The 15,421-nt window shown below is 61.3% G+C and carries 13 protein-coding genes; 3 read left to right on the top strand and 10 right to left on the bottom strand.

Annotated features, from left to right (window positions below; translation table 11 throughout):
* Positions 1–5: 5 nt before the first annotated feature.
* The 4 genes from LDN82_RS12930 to LDN82_RS12945 form a co-directional block, all read right to left on the bottom strand.
* Positions 6–2,333 (bottom strand): FdhF/YdeP family oxidoreductase, encoded by a 2,328-nt coding sequence (locus LDN82_RS12930; protein WP_224167536.1) that lies wholly within the window; start codon positions 2,331–2,333, stop codon positions 6–8.
* Between the two features lie 86 nt (positions 2,334–2,419).
* On the bottom strand, positions 2,420–3,190 hold the full coding sequence (locus tag LDN82_RS12935; RefSeq protein WP_224164496.1) for a lipoate--protein ligase family protein: 771 nt from the start codon (positions 3,188–3,190) through the stop codon (positions 2,420–2,422).
* Positions 3,190–3,993 carry a thioesterase family protein gene (locus LDN82_RS12940; RefSeq protein ID WP_224090622.1) on the bottom strand — a complete coding sequence of 268 codons (804 nt, stop codon included), beginning with the start codon at positions 3,991–3,993 and terminating at the stop codon, positions 3,190–3,192. Before LDN82_RS12940 ends, LDN82_RS12935 begins: the two co-directional genes overlap by 1 nt.
* A gap of 31 nt (positions 3,994–4,024) precedes the next feature.
* Positions 4,025–4,528: a VTT domain-containing protein gene (locus LDN82_RS12945; RefSeq protein WP_346347088.1), complete on the bottom strand. Its 504-nt coding sequence runs from the start codon at positions 4,526–4,528 to the stop codon at positions 4,025–4,027.
* A 105-nt stretch (positions 4,529–4,633) separates the two neighbouring features.
* Between LDN82_RS12945 and LDN82_RS12950 the strand changes: the two genes are divergently transcribed.
* Positions 4,634–5,596: a hypothetical protein gene (locus LDN82_RS12950; RefSeq protein ID WP_224164498.1), complete on the top strand. Its 963-nt coding sequence runs from the start codon at positions 4,634–4,636 to the stop codon at positions 5,594–5,596.
* Here LDN82_RS12950 and LDN82_RS12955 read toward each other — a convergent pair whose 3' ends face one another.
* On the bottom strand, positions 5,597–7,105 hold the full coding sequence (locus LDN82_RS12955; RefSeq protein ID WP_224164499.1) for an FAD-dependent oxidoreductase: 1,509 nt from the start codon (positions 7,103–7,105) through the stop codon (positions 5,597–5,599).
* Positions 7,106–7,184: 79 nt separating this feature from the next.
* Positions 7,185–7,673, bottom strand: a complete 489-nt coding sequence (locus LDN82_RS12960) for a DNA alkylation repair protein (RefSeq protein ID WP_224164500.1) — start codon at positions 7,671–7,673, stop codon at positions 7,185–7,187.
* 61 nt (positions 7,674–7,734) lie between these two features.
* Here LDN82_RS12960 and LDN82_RS12965 point away from each other — a divergent pair, with 61 nt between their 5' ends.
* On the top strand, positions 7,735–8,829 hold the full coding sequence (locus tag LDN82_RS12965; RefSeq protein WP_224090632.1) for a PDDEXK nuclease domain-containing protein: 1,095 nt from the start codon (positions 7,735–7,737) through the stop codon (positions 8,827–8,829).
* A 2-nt stretch (positions 8,830–8,831) separates the two neighbouring features.
* Here the strand turns inward: LDN82_RS12965 and LDN82_RS12970 are convergent, their stop codons facing one another.
* Entirely contained in the window at positions 8,832–9,794 is a 963-nt protein-coding gene (locus LDN82_RS12970) for a dienelactone hydrolase family protein (RefSeq protein ID WP_224164501.1), read from the bottom strand.
* Between the two features lie 139 nt (positions 9,795–9,933).
* On the opposite strand from LDN82_RS12970, the gene LDN82_RS12975 reads away from it, so the two are divergent.
* Positions 9,934–11,211 (top strand): HNH endonuclease signature motif containing protein, encoded by a 1,278-nt coding sequence (locus tag LDN82_RS12975; RefSeq protein WP_224164502.1) that lies wholly within the window; start codon positions 9,934–9,936, stop codon positions 11,209–11,211.
* A gap of 1,556 nt (positions 11,212–12,767) precedes the next feature.
* On the opposite strand, the gene LDN82_RS12980 is transcribed toward LDN82_RS12975, so the two are convergent.
* From LDN82_RS12980 to LDN82_RS22585, 3 genes are read right to left on the bottom strand one after another with little or no spacing between them, the layout of a single operon-like run.
* On the bottom strand, positions 12,768–13,994 hold the full coding sequence (locus LDN82_RS12980; RefSeq protein WP_224164503.1) for a hypothetical protein: 1,227 nt from the start codon (positions 13,992–13,994) through the stop codon (positions 12,768–12,770).
* Positions 13,981–14,622 (bottom strand): hypothetical protein, encoded by a 642-nt coding sequence (locus tag LDN82_RS12985; protein WP_263422250.1) that lies wholly within the window; start codon positions 14,620–14,622, stop codon positions 13,981–13,983. Before LDN82_RS12985 ends, LDN82_RS12980 begins: the two co-directional genes overlap by 14 nt.
* Positions 14,588–15,331 (bottom strand): hypothetical protein, encoded by a 744-nt coding sequence (locus tag LDN82_RS22585; RefSeq protein ID WP_263422251.1) that lies wholly within the window; start codon positions 15,329–15,331, stop codon positions 14,588–14,590. The genes LDN82_RS12985 and LDN82_RS22585 overlap by 35 nt, the downstream gene beginning before the upstream one ends.
* Positions 15,332–15,421 lie beyond the last annotated feature (90 nt).

A 15,421-nucleotide genomic window follows, 5' to 3' on the forward strand; every position in this document is an offset into this window, starting at 1 on the left:
GGCATTCACTTCCGCTGTCCGGCCGCCGCCTCGAAAATCGGGGCGGCAGCCGGTTCAAGACGAATAATCACAGACTTCGACGCCGGTGTATTGCTGCCTTCCGCTGTTGAATCCAGCGGCACCAACACATTCGCCTCCGGATAGTAGGCAGTCGCGCAGCCCCTGGCACTGGGGTACGCCACTAAACGCAACTGGCGCAGCACACGGTCAACGCCGTCGTCGGCTTCGCTGTGCACATCCACATAGTCGCCGTCCTGGAAACCCAACCCCGCCAGATCCCCAGGGTTCACCAACAAGACCATGCGGCCCTTCTTGATGCCACGGTAACGATCATTCATGGAGTACGTGGTCGTATTGAACTGGTCATGGGACCGCACAGTCTGAAGGAGCAGTCTCCCCGGCGGTACTTCAATGGTTTCCAGGTCATTGACGGAAAACATGGCTTTCCCCGTTGCCGTGGGGAACGTCCGCGAATCCCTGGGACCATGCGGAAGGACAAAACCGTCGCGCTCGCGGATGCGGGTATTGAAGTCATCAAATCCAGGCACCACATGGGAAATGTGGTCCCGGATGGTGTCGTAATTACGCCTGAGGTCCGCCCAATCCACAGGCACCTTGTGGTCAAGAACCGCCTCGGCCATGCGGGTGACAATCGCCACTTCGGACAGAACGTCCGGAGCAATGGGTTCCAGCGTCCCTGCGGAGCGGTGCACGGCACACACAGTGTCCTCTACGGTGACAAACTGCTCAATCCCGTCCTGCTTGTCGATTTCGGTGCGGCCAAGGGTCGGAAGGATCAGCGCCTGCTCGCCAACCACCACATGTGAGCGATTCAACTTGGTGGAAATCTGGACCGAAAGCCTGGTCCGACGCACAGCCTCCTCAGCGACCACGGTGTCCGAGATCGCATGCACCAGGTTCCCTCCCAGCGCGATGAGGACCTTGATCCTCCCATCACGCATTCCACGGATACTGTCCACCGAATCAACACCGGCCTTCCGCGGCGGGTCAAAGCCAAACTCATCCTGCACGGCGTCAAGAAACCGCGGCGGCATCTTCTCCCAAATGCCCATGGTCCGGTCACCCTGCACATTGCTGTGTCCACGGATTGGCGAAGGTCCGGCCCCCGGTTTGCCAATGTTGCCACGCAGTAGAAGAAGATTAATGATCTCCTTGATGGTGGGCACCGCCTTCTTATGCTGGGTCAGTCCCATCGCCCACGTAATGATCACCCTCTCCGCGTGGATGTACCGTTCAGCGAGTTCATCGATTTCTGCGCTGGTCAGGCCGGTGGCGGCAAGAACGTCCTGCTCCTGCAAAGTTGCGAGGTGGGCAGCGAACCCAACAAACCCCTGACAATGCTCATCGATGAACGTGCGGTCCAGCACCGAACCCGGCGCAGCCCGTTCAGCATCCAGGACGCGCTTGGAAACAGCCTGAAGCAGCGCCATATCCCCGGCGAGCCTGATCTGCAGGAACTGGTCAGCCAGGTCAGTTCCCTTCCCCACGAGGCCTCGAACACGCTGTGGGTTCCGGAAGTTGATCAGGCCAGCCTCAGGCAAAGGATTAACAGCCACAATGGACGCACCCGCGAGTTTGGCCTCCTCCAGTGCCGTCAGCATCCGCGGATGGCAGGTCCCCGGGTTCTGCCCCATGATGATGATCAGGTCCGACTTCGCGAAGTCCGTATACGTGATGGCCGATTTGCCCACCCCAATGGTCTCGCCCATGGCAAGGCCCGTGGACTCGTGGCACATGTTTGAACAATCCGGAAGGTTATTGGTCCCGAAAGCCCTGACGAAAAGCTGGTACAGGAACGCTGCCTCATTACTGGTGCGTCCGCTGGTGTAAAAAGTGGCCTCATCCGGATCGTCGAGGGCGTTCAACTCGTTTGCAATGATGTCCAAGGCCCGCTCCCAGCTGACGGGCGCGTAGTGGTCCGAGCCTGCTGCCTTATACACCGGTTCCACCAGCCGGCCCTGTTGGCCCAGCCAATACTCGGAACGGGACTCCAGGGAACTCAGCGGGTTTCCGGCCCAAAACTCCGTGGGGATCCTCAGCGGCTCCGCCTCCCACCCGATAGCCTTGGCGCCGTTTTCACAGAATTCGGCAGCCTTGCGTTCCGGCGGATCAGGCCAAGCACAGCTCATGCAGTCGAAACCGTCTTTTTGGTTGACTGCTGTAAGTGTCTTCCATGCGCGGGAAGGGCCCATATAGGCCATCGCATGGGGAAGGGTTTCGCTGAGGCTGGGCAAGCCGGCGGCCGACCTCTTTGGTTCGCTGACGCTCAAGTCGACGTCGGTATCCTGAATTGGGTGCTTCTTGCGGCCCATCATTCCACCAGGTTTCGTGTGGTTGGGTTCCTGATTCCCTCAGCGTAAACCCGGCCCCCAGCGTGCTCAATGGCGGTGAAAGCCACCTACGCCAAGAGGCTCCTGAAGTCGCCGTCCACCACGTGTGCGTAGCTGCGGTAAGCGTCAACCACGGCGTCCTCCACCGTTTTGACGTCCAAGTGGGGCAGCAGGTCATTTGCAGCACCGGCGGTAGCCGGATCCCAATCGAGGCCAAGAGCAGCGTAGCTTGCCGTCAGTACGTCCCGGATCGGACCGGAGTTCTCCACCACAATCACGGAGCTGAACAACCAACCCCCGGAAACCACCCGCTGCGCAGTCCCTATCAGCTTGATCCGATGCGCGGGAAACTCCGCATCCTCCCCGTGAACGCTGAACTCTCCGGGGCAGTACTCCCCCGGGATCTCCCCGACGGCGGCCTGGACGCCAACGCTGCGAAGGGCACCTGCCAGCAACTCACCGAACTCCGCGAAACGGGCTTTCGCACGGACGATCGCGTCAGGGTGCGGCTCAATGTGATCAATCACCAGAGTGCCTTGGTGATAAGCCGCCGCACGTCCACCAGCTTTCCGCACGAGGGGCTCGAAGCCGAGCTCCCGGCACGCATCCTCGGCGGCGCTGAAGCCGGGCAGGTTCGCATCGCGCTGGCCAAAGGCAACCGTAGGCTGCGGGCGGTACAAGCGAAGGGAGGGACCCAGTTGCCCGCTCCGCGCCCGCTTCAGCAGCTCCAACGCAAAATCAAGATCCCCGGCAGCACCAAGGGATTCCTCTTGGCGGTAGACGGTCAGCTCGGAGCGCTCCGTGAGGCCGCCGTCGGCTTCGTTCCGTGCTTCGCTCATCAGCTTTTCCTCAGCGTCAGGATTTGCTCGGCCCTGCCGAAAGGTCCGTTGATGTCATGGAGCACGCTGGACGTCAGGCCGATGCCATCTGCCCCGAAGGAGACTTTGTTGTCCAGACCGAGCCACTCTCCCGAGGGCGCACGATACATGTGGATCTGGAGGTCCACGTTGGGGAAGATGTAGCTGTTCTCCCCTGGGGGGACCCGTGCGGCGATGCCATTGGCGGTGTCGACCAAGCCCATGAGACGGGCAAGATCGCTGCTGTCTTCCTCGTCAGTCAAAGGGTGCATGGTCCGGATCCACACCTTGCCCGAACCTGGCCGATGGCCTTCGGCGATACGCATTTCCAGGGACCGGATGTAGCCGCCGGGCCATACGCTGGCACCATCCCACAACTTGCATTCGTCCGGGGCGGGCATGGCCTCGTCCTCGAACGCCGCCACGGCGCTGGTATCGCTGGTGATCATGCGCCACGCTGCGGCACGGATGGCGACACGCCCGCCGGCGGAAAGCTCAGCCTGGATGAGTTCAATCGTTCGTCCCGGCCGCAAGGTTGAGGTGGTTACCTGGAACTCGCCGCCGGGGATCAGCCCGAGGATCTCGTAGCTGATCCGCGCCATACGGACGTCGTCCCGGGGCTCATGCCTCAGGAGGGCGTCAGCCATGATGCCGGAGGCAGGTGCCATGTGTTGTTCGTGCGGATTCCAGGCACCCTGGGCATGAATCGTGGAGCGGTAGCGGCCCCCACCCAACGATTCGTAGTAGAAGTTGCCCTCCGCCAGTTCCGGTAATGAGGTTGTCAACGCGAGCCTTTCGCCAATCCAGCAGTAGAACTCAGACCACTGTATCCGCTGATTTGGCAGCCGACCGACGCCGCCGGGCAACCACCACCCACACGATCACGGCGAGCACAGCCAGCACCGACAGCCCGGCACCAGCCGGCGACGTCGCAGCTACCGCAAGCCACGCCTCAAGGGCGGCCAGTCCGATGGTTGCGTACAGCAACGCCCAGATGATGGAACCCCCGATAGCAGCGGGGAGATAGCGGCGCAACGGCATCCGCGCTGCGCCGGCTGCCAGATTAACGGCGGTCTGCAGGCCGATGGTCAGGAAGGACAGCACGACGGCGTACGGACCCCAACGCTGTATGAAGGCTTGGGCCCGGGCTGCCTTGGACTGTTGGAGCGACGGCTGTTGGAGCGACGCCCCGAAGCGGGTGTGTGCGAAGCCGGCAACTGCTCCTCGACCCAGCCAGTACGTGACATTGACGCGGATCATGACAATCGCGAAGAGCGCCGCAACCGCGACGCCAAAGGGCAAGCTCATGATCTGGTCCACGTGACTTAGGCTACCCTAAGCGCCGCAGGCTCCATCACCAGGTCCCGCGGGCAAGTGCCCGGCGCCACGGGCCAGGGTCGGCACAAGCGCACCTAGGATGAAGTCATGGATCTTCGCGATGCCGCCCAACAGTTGTACGCCGTGCTTCCGCGTGAATTCACTGCGGAGCGGACAGCATTGGCACGGCAGGCAAAGGAAGCAGGTGGGAAGGAGCTCGCCAAGGAGATCGGGAGCTTGCCAAAGCCCACCGCCGGCGCCTGGGGCATCAACATGCTTGCCATCCACCAACCCGAGGTGATTGACGGCGTCGTGCGTTTTGGCGCTTCCCTCCGTGCAGCGCAAGAGGAGGGAGATGCTGAAGCCTTCCGTGAACTCGGCCAGCAGCGACAGGGTCAACTGAGCTTGGCCGTGCAGGCGGCAAAGGAGCTGGCGAGCCGGCTGGGAGCACCGCTCAGCGCGGCCGGCGCTGCCGACGTGGAGCAAACGCTTCGGGCCGCAATGGCCGACGCCGGCGCCGCAGCCGCGGTGGCGACCGGCCGGCTGGTGCGCGGGCTAAGCGGCAGCGGTTTCGAGTCCGTGGACCTGACAGATGCCGTCGCTGCAGCAAATCCCGACGAAATCGCGAGCGTGGGCGAAGCGCCAAAAGCGAAGCTGCCAGCCGGAACCAAGCCGGCACGGCAGAGCAAGAAGCATCAAGAGCCGCAGCCGAAAGAGAAAGCACCCGAGGAAGCCGCAACATCCCTGGCCGAACGCCGGGCCCAAAAGCGCCAGGCCGCGTTGGAAGAAGCCCGCACCGAGTTTGAGGCAGCCGAACAGGAAGCCCTGGAGGCCGAAAACGCTGCTTCGAAGGCTTGGGACGCTGTCAATGAATTCGAGGACAGGCGCTCGGACGTCGAGGCGCAGATCACCGACGCCAAAAAGCGTTTGGCTTCCCTCGAAGCCGAACTGATCGGCATCACCCGGGACGCCGAAGCCGCTGAGTCGCACAAAAAGCTGGCCGTCCGGGCCGCGGCACAGCAACGACGCGCCGCGGACCAGGCCCGGCGGCGCGTCGAACGGCTGGCTTGACTACTCCTTCTTCTTTAGTGGCGACTTCTGCAGGTTATGCGTCGCAGGGCCTTCCAAATACTTGCCGTCGGGAGCGAACCTTGAACCGTGCAAGGGACAATCCCACGATTTCTCGGCGTCGTTCCAGCTCAGCAGGCCTCCCAAGTGGGCGCAGCTCGCCGACACCATACAGACGTTGCCATCAACGGTGGACACAGCTGCCGGCTCACCCTTGTAAAGCCCGACGACGCCACTCCCCTCCGGGGGTCGGGTCTGGTCCGTGATTTCCGGATTGCTCCTGACCTTGGCTTTGTCCTCGACCAACCGTTTGGCGACGCTGGCATTGAGGCGAACGGCTTCCAACGCGCCCTGGGGCGACGTAACGCGGTGGTGTATGACCGTGGCCCAATCAGACTGGCCGCCCAGAATGTCCGAAGTAATGGACAACGCGGCAGCTACTCCGTTGCTCATGCCCCACTTGTTGTAGCCGGTTCCGAAGAAGATCCGGCCGTGACCCCGGGGCATCTTGCCGAAGAAGGGAACGAGGTTGGTTGGCCGGTAGTCCTGGGCAGACCACGTATGCGTGACCTCCGCGCCCGGATAATGCTGGTTGGCCCAGGCGAGAAGGTCATCCAGGTGCGCCTTGGGTGAGACCGCCCGGCCGCCGGTATGCCCGTAGCCACCTACCAACAACAACTCACCCTCCGGCGTCGGATGAGTGCGTTGGGAACGGGTGGGTGGATCGATACTCAGGTACATTCCGCTCGGTGGCGGGGTTTCACCTGGAAGCCGAAGAGCGGCAGCGTATGACCGGTTGGGTTCGAGCTTGGCGAAATAGAGTCCGCGGTCCAGGATCGGCGTGCCAGTAGCAATGACGACGGTGTCCGCGGTGAATGCCCCTTTTCGCGTGGATACTTCCACGGGAAGGTCGGAACCCACATTCTGCACCTGGACACCCTCAACAATTATTCCGCCGTGCTCCCGGATATCCCTTGCCAGGACCTCCAGGACTTCCATGGGGTGGATCTGCGCCTGGTCATCGAGTTCCAGTGCCTCAACCACCGGGAATGGCAGCCCGGGGTCGCGGCTGAAGTGCACGTCCAAACCAGCGTCGCGGGAAACGGCAGCCTCCTTGCGCAGGCGCTGGCCGCCGTCGTCGGTGGTTGCGAAGGTGACTGCCGTCCGGCGCTGAAACGCGATGCCCTGCTCTTCCATATACCGCATCAGCCATGCCTGACCAGTGCGGTTCGCTTCCACATAGGCTTGCACTACTTTCAGTGAGTACTGGCCACGCAGCGCCGAGAGTGCCCCTCCCTGCAGGAGGCTTAGTTTGCCGGTGGTGTTGCCTGTGGTCACGGCGCCGAGGGTGCGCGCTTCCAGAACTGCCACACGCTGGCCCGATCTGGACAACAGCAGAGCCGTCACCATTCCTGTGAGCCCTGCGCCCGCCACTATTGTGTCGAAGTGCTTTTCATCGGGGATTGCATCGGACGTGAAGCTGGATTCCCTGTCCAACCACAGCGATTTCATCGAACAACCTGCCTCTCAATTCACGGAATTGGCGCCTGGCATGTGTTGATGAAAACGGTAGGCCGGTGGCCGGGCCTTATCAAGGGGTCGGGTTGTCCTTGGCGAGTTGCGCGGCACGGCGGAGCCACGGGTCCGTGTCACGCGACCAGCGTTCCAAAACTCGTTCAGCGCGTTCCTTTGCCTGTCCTTCGAGCCTGGCGAGCAGGGGTTTGACCACATCCACCGCCAAAGGATCAGCCAGTTCCTCCGTGCCGGCCTGCCGAATGAAGCCCTCTATGCGGGTCAGGTCCGTATTGACCAGGATCCCCACTTTGGTTTGCAACAGGACAACCGCAGCGAGCCTGCGTTCAAAGACCGGCTCCTCCCACAGTTCCGAACTCAGGGCCGTGATGTCGTCATGGCCCAGAGTCTTGTGCCGCTTCAGGACGTCCCGGACCGTTCCTCGCACTGCACCAACCGATGCCCCGTAGACCTTCATTCCGCCCAGGCGCTCCCGGGCTTCCATGGCCTTCTCCCACGACGATTCACGCTGCAGCGTGAAGTCCACAAGTTCACCAGCTTCACTCACGCGTCCATTCTGTCAGTGCCTCCTTCTAGGGTGGGGGCAACAGCAATCGACAGGAGAGATTATGCCTTCGCAAGAGCTCGCTACCGAGGCCACAGCGTCGTTCCCGGGAGTCCCCGCCGCGACGTCGATGCCCGACTGGTATCCCGCGCTGCTCAACACTGTCGCGCAAGAAGTCCGGACAGGCCGCACGCGCGCACTGGCGGCCGCGAACAGCGAACTGCTCAATTCGTACTGGAGCATCGGCAGGCAACTTGCCGAGCGCGAATCGCAGGAGGGCTGGGGCGCCAAAGTCGTCACCCGATTGTCCGCTGATATCCGAACGCGCTTCCCCGAAGCGAAGGGCTTCTCCCCCAGGAACCTGCGGTACATGAAGAGCTTTGCCCAGGCTTGGCCCGAGTTTCCAATGTTGCAAGCGCCGCTTGCAACATTGCCGTGGTACCACCAGATCGCGCTTTTGGAAAAGCTCGACGACGCCGCCACCCGCCTCTGGTACGCAGCGGCAGCTGCCCAGCATGGTTGGTCGCGCAACGTCCTGACGCATCAGATCGAGACCCGCTTGCACGAGCGCTCAGGGCAAGCCATCACCAATTTCAAGACCACCATGATTGCCGCCGATTCAGACCTCGCCCAGCAGGCCACCAAAGATCCTTACGTCTTTGATTTCCTGGCCATGACTGACCGGCACACGGAACGGGACCTGGAGGTGGAATTGGTGAAGCATGTGGAGAAATTCCTGCTCGAGCTGGGTCAAGGCTTCGCATTCGTTGGTGAACAGGTCCGATTGGAGATCGCCGGCGACGAATTCTTTGCGGACCTGCTCTTCTACCATTTGAAATTGCGCTGCTACATGGTCATCGAGCTAAAGGCCGTGAAATTCGAACCCGGGTTCCTGGGCCAGCTGGGCATGTACATGGCAGCCGTTGACGACCTCATGGCCCACCCTGACGACAAACCAACCATCGGCCTGCTGCTGTGCAAGGAGAAGAACAGCGTGGTGGCCGAGTACGCCCTGCGTGGATTCAGCGCTCCGGTGGGGATCGCGGAGTGGCGGACGTCCCTTGCCGAGTCATTGCCCGACGAATTTGTCGCCAGCCTGCCCAGTATCGAAACGTTGGAAGCCGAGCTGGCAAGCCAAGCCCGTATCCTGCCGGATTAGGCTCAGACGTTTTCCCTGAACCAGGCCAACGTGTCGTTCCACGCCGCCGTAGCCTGGGCCTCGTTGTAGCGGTCGCTTGTGTCGTTATGGAATGCATGGTCCACGCCCGGGTACACCTTGAGTTGGTGCTTGACCTGTGTCGCATCCAAGGCCGCCTTCAACTGCGGCATGGAACCGGTGATCCGCGCGTCTTTTTCAGCGTAGACACCAAAAACGGCGGGCTTGATGATGGGGACTTTCGCCAGGTCCGGGGCGGGACCGTAGAACGCGGAGGTGGCCTTCAGCCCCGGGATCTCGGTGGCCGCTTGCCAGGTGATGCCGCCGCCAAAACAGAAGCCGACCATGGCAACGCGGCCCTTTTCCACGAAGTCCTGGCCGTTCAGATATTCAAATGCTGCCTGGAAGTCCCCCACGTGCCGCTGGGCTCCTGCCTTGGTGAGGGCACCCGGGACAGCATCCGGATCCATCGATGCAGTGCCACCCTCCCTGCTGAGGAGGTCCAGCGCCAAAGCTGCGTAGCCTTCTTTGGCGAAGCGCCGGGCGACATCCTGGATGTGGGGCGTGAGGCCACGGTTTTCGTGACAGACCAGGACGGCCGGAGCCGGCTTGCTGCCCTCGGGCCGGGCCAGGTACCCGCTGATGTCGGTGCCGCCGGAATCGAACTTCACCGTTTCTGTTTGCAAGCCCCCGGCCCCTTCCGGCACCGTCAGCGGACTCTTGGCGTTGGGAACCGCTGTAGTGTTTCCCGAACTTGCTGAAGCCGTGGCTGTGGGCATCGGGTCCCCGGTCTTTGGCACCTCGTCCGGTGTACAGCCCACCAAGGTCATAGCCGCCGCAGCCGCGGTCATACTTCCCATGATGAACGCCACGCGCCTGGTGAAAGTCCCGTGGGACATGTCGCCCGAGCGGTAATCGTCGTAGAACTCTTCGATCAAGTACTTTTCAAACTTCTCAAGCTGAACCATGACGTCCTCCCGAAGTTGGGCAGTATCTTCCTCTGCTGGAAAGACGCGGGCAAGGGTGGAAGGGTTCAGGTACGGTTTGGATCTGCTGCCAAAGTTCCCGGCGCTAAAAAATGTCAGTGGCTACTGACATAGTAAAAATATGAGCCGGAGCCAGCAGATACAAGCCACCCAAGCGGTGGCCTCGCTGCCTGCACGTGCTCAAGCAGGCAGCGTCAGCGGTGACCTGATTAATCAGCTCCGTGCTCTTGAGGACATGAAGTCTGCGATTTCAAGTTTGCAAGCGAAGATAGCCGTGGCCTTTGACCTTGCCCAGCGTCAAGAACAGGCAGCAGCGGGGGTTCCCGCTGCTGAACGAGGCCAAGGTGTATCAGCCCAGGTTGCCCTTGCCCGGCGGGAGTCTCCGAATAAGGGGTCCCGGCTTCTGGGACTGGCCAAGGCGCTGGTGTCAGAGATGCCACGGACCATGGCCGCCTTGGAGTCGGGAAGACTAAATGAGTGGCGGGCCACACTCCTTGTGAAGGAAACGGCCTGCCTCAGTGCTGAAGATCGCTGCGCGGTGGACGAGGAACTCGCCCCCGACTCGGGCACGTTCGATGGTGCTGGCGACAAGACCATCATCGCCGCCGCAAAAGCAGCGGCCTATCGGCGTGATCCTCGCTCGGTGACGCAAAGGGCCGCCCACGCGGCGTCTGAACGGCGTGTGAGCCTCCGCCCGGCACCGGACACGATGACGATCCTCACGGCTCTACTTCCAGTCGCCCAAGGCGTGGCTGCATACGCGGCCCTCACCCGGCACGCAGACTCCGCCCGTTCCGACGGGGATGGCCGGTCCCGGGGACAGGTCATGGCGGACACGCTCGTCGAACGCATCACCGGTTCGCCTGCAGGGTTCTCTGGGATCGACCTTCAACTCGTTATGACCGACCGCACGTTGCTGCAAGGCGACAGCGAACCGGCAAGACTTACTGGCTACGGCATCGTTCCAGCTGAGTGGGCCAGGAAGCTCCTGACCAGCGGTGAGAGCAAGACAGATCAAGACTTCAGCATTTGGCTGCGACGACTCTTCACGGCACCAAGCACGGGCGAACTCCTTGCCACTGACTCGAGGGCACGCTTCTTCCCCATGGGCATGAGACGGTTCATCGAAACCCGCGACTGCACCTGCCGCACGCCATACTGCGACGCCCCCATCCGCCATTACGACCACATCCTGCCGTGGGCCGAAGGCGGTAAAACCACACTGAAGAACGCGGCCGGGCTCTGCGAACAATGCAATCACACCAAAGAAAACCCCGGGTGGAGCGTCAGACCAGAACCTGCACGGAGACACACGCTAAAAGTGACCACGCCCACTGGGCACAGCTACCGCTGCGCCGCGCCTCCATTGCCAGGTTATGAACGAACCCGAGTCGATTGAGGGAATTCGGGTCAACTGGCTGGGTCGTACTGGAACTACAACAAAGCCCCTCACGCCAGCACAGCGTAAGGGGCTTTGAAGATGCCGCCAAGTGTGAGATTCCGATCTAACTGGACCATTCCGCCAAGTTGAATCCACTGATTGCGGGAAGTTTTAGATCAGGAAATTAAGCCGCTGTCCCAAGCTAGTTGGCCCTTTCTCAAAACGGTCGACCAGCGTCTGGACCGAACTCAAGGGGACGTTGCTCCGTCTGGCCAACAAATTCCACCTCCCAAGGGGATCTGGCCCGGCTATCACAGGAGGGCTTTCCGATAGATAAGGAACTGAGCTTCCGCCGCGAACCCTTTGAGACACTTGAGCCATGAGCGAAAGCAGGAGCAAGAGGCAGCGCCAACAGAATCTCCATGCCACAGGGCCTCGGCGCACGACGGAATCATATGACGAGCTGATCGCCCTCGTACATGAATTGCCGCTGCCACCGAATGTGCCTCCCAGTGAGTGGAATGCACAGAAGCTAAAGGACCTCCATGCTCCTGCCATGGCATGGGGCTGGCTTGTGCGAATCACACGTTCAGGGCGGGCTGCTATCCACTTGGAGAACAAGGTTTCGGCGCCGAAACCCCACCGCTGAATCGAAGCGCCATCGAGCATGCCATCAGATTGCTTTGGGCAGCGGACTCGGGAACGGACTTCGTCGATGTTGCACGCCTGACGAAGGAGCAGGGCCTCACGAAGATCATCGACGTCCAATCGGACGTTTGGTCATTCGAAAAGGAGCTTGCTGATGCCATGGAGCGACACATACTGGAAGCCGGAGCCGCGGATAAATCTCTCGGCCATCTCGGCCACCTTCGCAAAATTGTTGATCTAAATCCAGAGGAGCGCGGTCCGCTCTATCTGGGCTGGCTCATCGACACGCAAGACAGCCACCCTTCATCGGCCAGCGCTCAACCCTACTACACCGTAACGGACGGGGCCAACGCAAGATTTCAGTTCGAATGGGAGCCCCGGTTCTCGACAGCCGTGCATATGAAGGCAACGCTTGCCCTAATAGCAGGGCTGCATGCATACGCGAAGATCGTCGGAGCTAGAGACCGCATGGAGCCTCGACTGGACGAACATAATTCGGATACTCAAAGGAAAACACTTACAAAAGGAGACCACGTAACCCAGGGCCTTTCGACTGGACAGATTCTTCCTGTATCGCCTGCAGGTATATGCCCAGATTCTCGGCAATGGTCAGCCCTAAGGACTCCAGTGCATCCAGCCAGCGCGGCCAGACTGCGGTTCGCGCCCTGCAGTGCCTATCTCCCCATTCATGAAGCGAATCGTGTCCACCATGAGGCACAGTATGTGCCAGCACTGACTTCGCCGTTTTCTTCGTCAAGTGTTTGGGTCTGGACAGAAGCGGCGGCTTGGGCGAGTAGCTCCGCAGAAGGTCAACTAACAGTTTCACAATACCGCTGGCTTCGGGTGTCAACACGGGCTTCGGCGCCTCGCTATCGTGAGCTGCCGGCAATGCAGCAGCTCCGGGCGACTCGACCTCAGGACAGGGTTCAGCTAGCCCCGTTTGAACTCTTGCGTGTAGCCGTCGTCGGGTTCTTAGGCCAATCCACTATCACAACATGAGTTTCTATGTCCTTTGTGCTCTCCAGGTGCCGCTTAAGCGCTCCTTCTTTGCTTAGGGCATGCTCCAAGTCGTAGATGGCCACTACAAGCACTTCGACATCTCGTTTCCCGCGGTATCTAGCCTGGTCTTGGGCAATCTCGTCTTGGATTTCCTTTTCTGCGTGCCCAATCTTGGCCACCTTCACTTCGACCATGATTTTTTCGGCCTCGAAATGAAAGTCTCCGCGCAGCGAACTCCTGCCACCTGTAATACCCGACGGTTGCTCTTGAACTACGGACTCGTCCCAAAAAAGTTCAAACGCGTTAGACACAAAGTCTTGGGCGTCATACTCGTCAAGGACGGGCAAAACTACTTTGGGCGACTTTAGTGTGCTCTGCTGGCGATGATAGGTAAGCGGCCTGGACGCTTCAGGAACCCGCTGCAGAACTCTGATTATCGTCGGCACTGAAACCTTGGTGACCTCGTCGGCTGAGCGTGAGTGAGAGAGGCGAGGCTGATTATCCACGGCAACCGGAGTCGACGGTGCAGCGGTTAAGCGGGCGGACAAGGTTCTGTGGCCTGGACTGAGACCGGCGGGAGGAGTGCTAATGGCGGCGAACGACGGGGGACTCGGCTTCAAAACTTCTTCGTGCCAATCAAGGAAACCACTGGCGTCCAACTCTGCGCCGCAGGCTAAGAATGCATCCTGCAACCGCTTGACGCTTTTCTCGTCGGTTTCCTCACCAGACACAAAGAGTCCTTCGGTCACAAGCAAGTCGAGCAGCTCTTCGACAAGTTTCTTGGCCTGCCATTCGTCCGCCTGGTTGAACGCGGCTGTGACCGTATCATTTTTGTTACGTTCCCCCACATTGAGTCCGGCAGACGCAATTCTGCTCACCACTTGCGACTTTCTGATCCGGGATTCAGTGCCCAGGACAATGCTGAATGCCCCACCCAGCGCCGTCCACATCGCCTTCGATTCTCCGGTCGGCACGTTCCGCATCAAACTCCTTTTTCCACTGTACTCAAGCCCAATTTCCTGCGTCGTTGGCCATTGTGCCACGACCGCTGCATAGGTTTGTGCCAAGCCACGCTTCGCATACTGAACGCTGAAGTGGGTTGGGGCGAATAGAGACGAGGCACCGTCATCATGCTCCGCCTCACTTTCGTTCACTAAGGGCTTCAGGCCTCAGGTGGCCGGGGCAGCGGCCCGGGTGATGGAAAGCACCGGCCGCACCATCGGCTGTGCATCCGACGCCTGTTGCGGACTGATGTAGATCTCCACCGGCCAGCTGGACACCGCTCATGGGCAAAGCGGTCGCGAAGCTTGACGACGGCACCGAGACCCCGATTGTCGTCATTAAACCAAGCTGCGCCGCAGCGTTGAAGAAGGACGCCCCCGAACTGCTCGGCACCGAAGCGGCCCAACGCGTCCCCACAAGATCCGCAGCTTCGCCGAAGCCGTGCAGGAATGGGTCGACGGCGGCTGGACTCCCCCTGCCGTGCCGACGGCCGCGACCGTGCAGACCCACTGTCGCGAATACTCCACCTTCGGTGCCACCGTGCAACGCAAGGCCTTGGCTGCTCTTGGTGTCGCCAACGTCAACGAAGCCACGGGCTGCTGCGGCGTCGCCGGGAACTTCGGCTTCGAAGCCAACCACTAGGACATCTCCATGAAGGTCGCTGAACAAGCTCTGGTACCGGCACTGGCCAAAACGGCTGCCGACGTTCCCGTCCTCGCCGACGGCTTCAGCTGCGCCATGCAGGTCAAGCAGCTCGAACCCGACCGCAATAGCCTGCACCTTGCAGCACTCCTCGACCCCCGGACCACCCAGAAGACTGAAGGATGACCATGGCCACAACCGCGCAGGCCCCCGTGGGGCTGAAGACCGACTTGTTCATCAACGGACGCTGGGAAGAGCTTCCCGACCGTCCCCGCATCCAGGTGCACAACCCCGCCGCCGGTGAGATCATCGCCGAAATCCCCGATGCCCGCCCCGAAGACGGACGCCCGCAGTGGATGCCGCCAACGCCGCGCAGGACGCTTTCGCAGCCCTCTCCTCCCGTGCCCGCGCCGACATCCTCCTCGCCGCACACAAACTGCTGCTGGAGTCCAAAGAGGAACTCGCCGCGATCATGACCGCGGAGATGGGCAAGCCGTTGGCTGAAGCCCGCGGCGAGATCGACTACCCTGCCGGCTACCTGCAGTGGCACGCCCAGGAAGGCACCGGGGTCCAGGGATCGCACGCAGAATCCCCCAGCGGCCGCGGACAAATGGTCCTCTCCCGCGAACCCATCGGCGTCCGCAAGGTCGCCCTCGCCATCGCGACCGGCTGCGCCGTCGTCGTCAAGCCGGCCGAGAAGACCCCGCTGACCATGCTGTTCCTGGCAAAGATCTTCGAAGAGGCCGGTGCCCCGGCCGGAACAATCAACGTGGTCACCACCTCCAGCTCCAGCGCCCTGGTCGCTCCCCTGCCCGCCGAAGGGCTCGTCCGTCACCTCTCCCTTCACCGGATCCACCTTCATCGGCTCCAAGCTGCACAGCCAGTGCCCGGACCACCTGATCCGCACCTCGCTCGAGCTCGGAGGCAACGCACCATT

It is taken from the genome of Arthrobacter sp. StoSoilA2 (assembly GCF_019977195.1).
GTDB lineage: Bacteria > Actinomycetota > Actinomycetes > Actinomycetales > Micrococcaceae > Arthrobacter.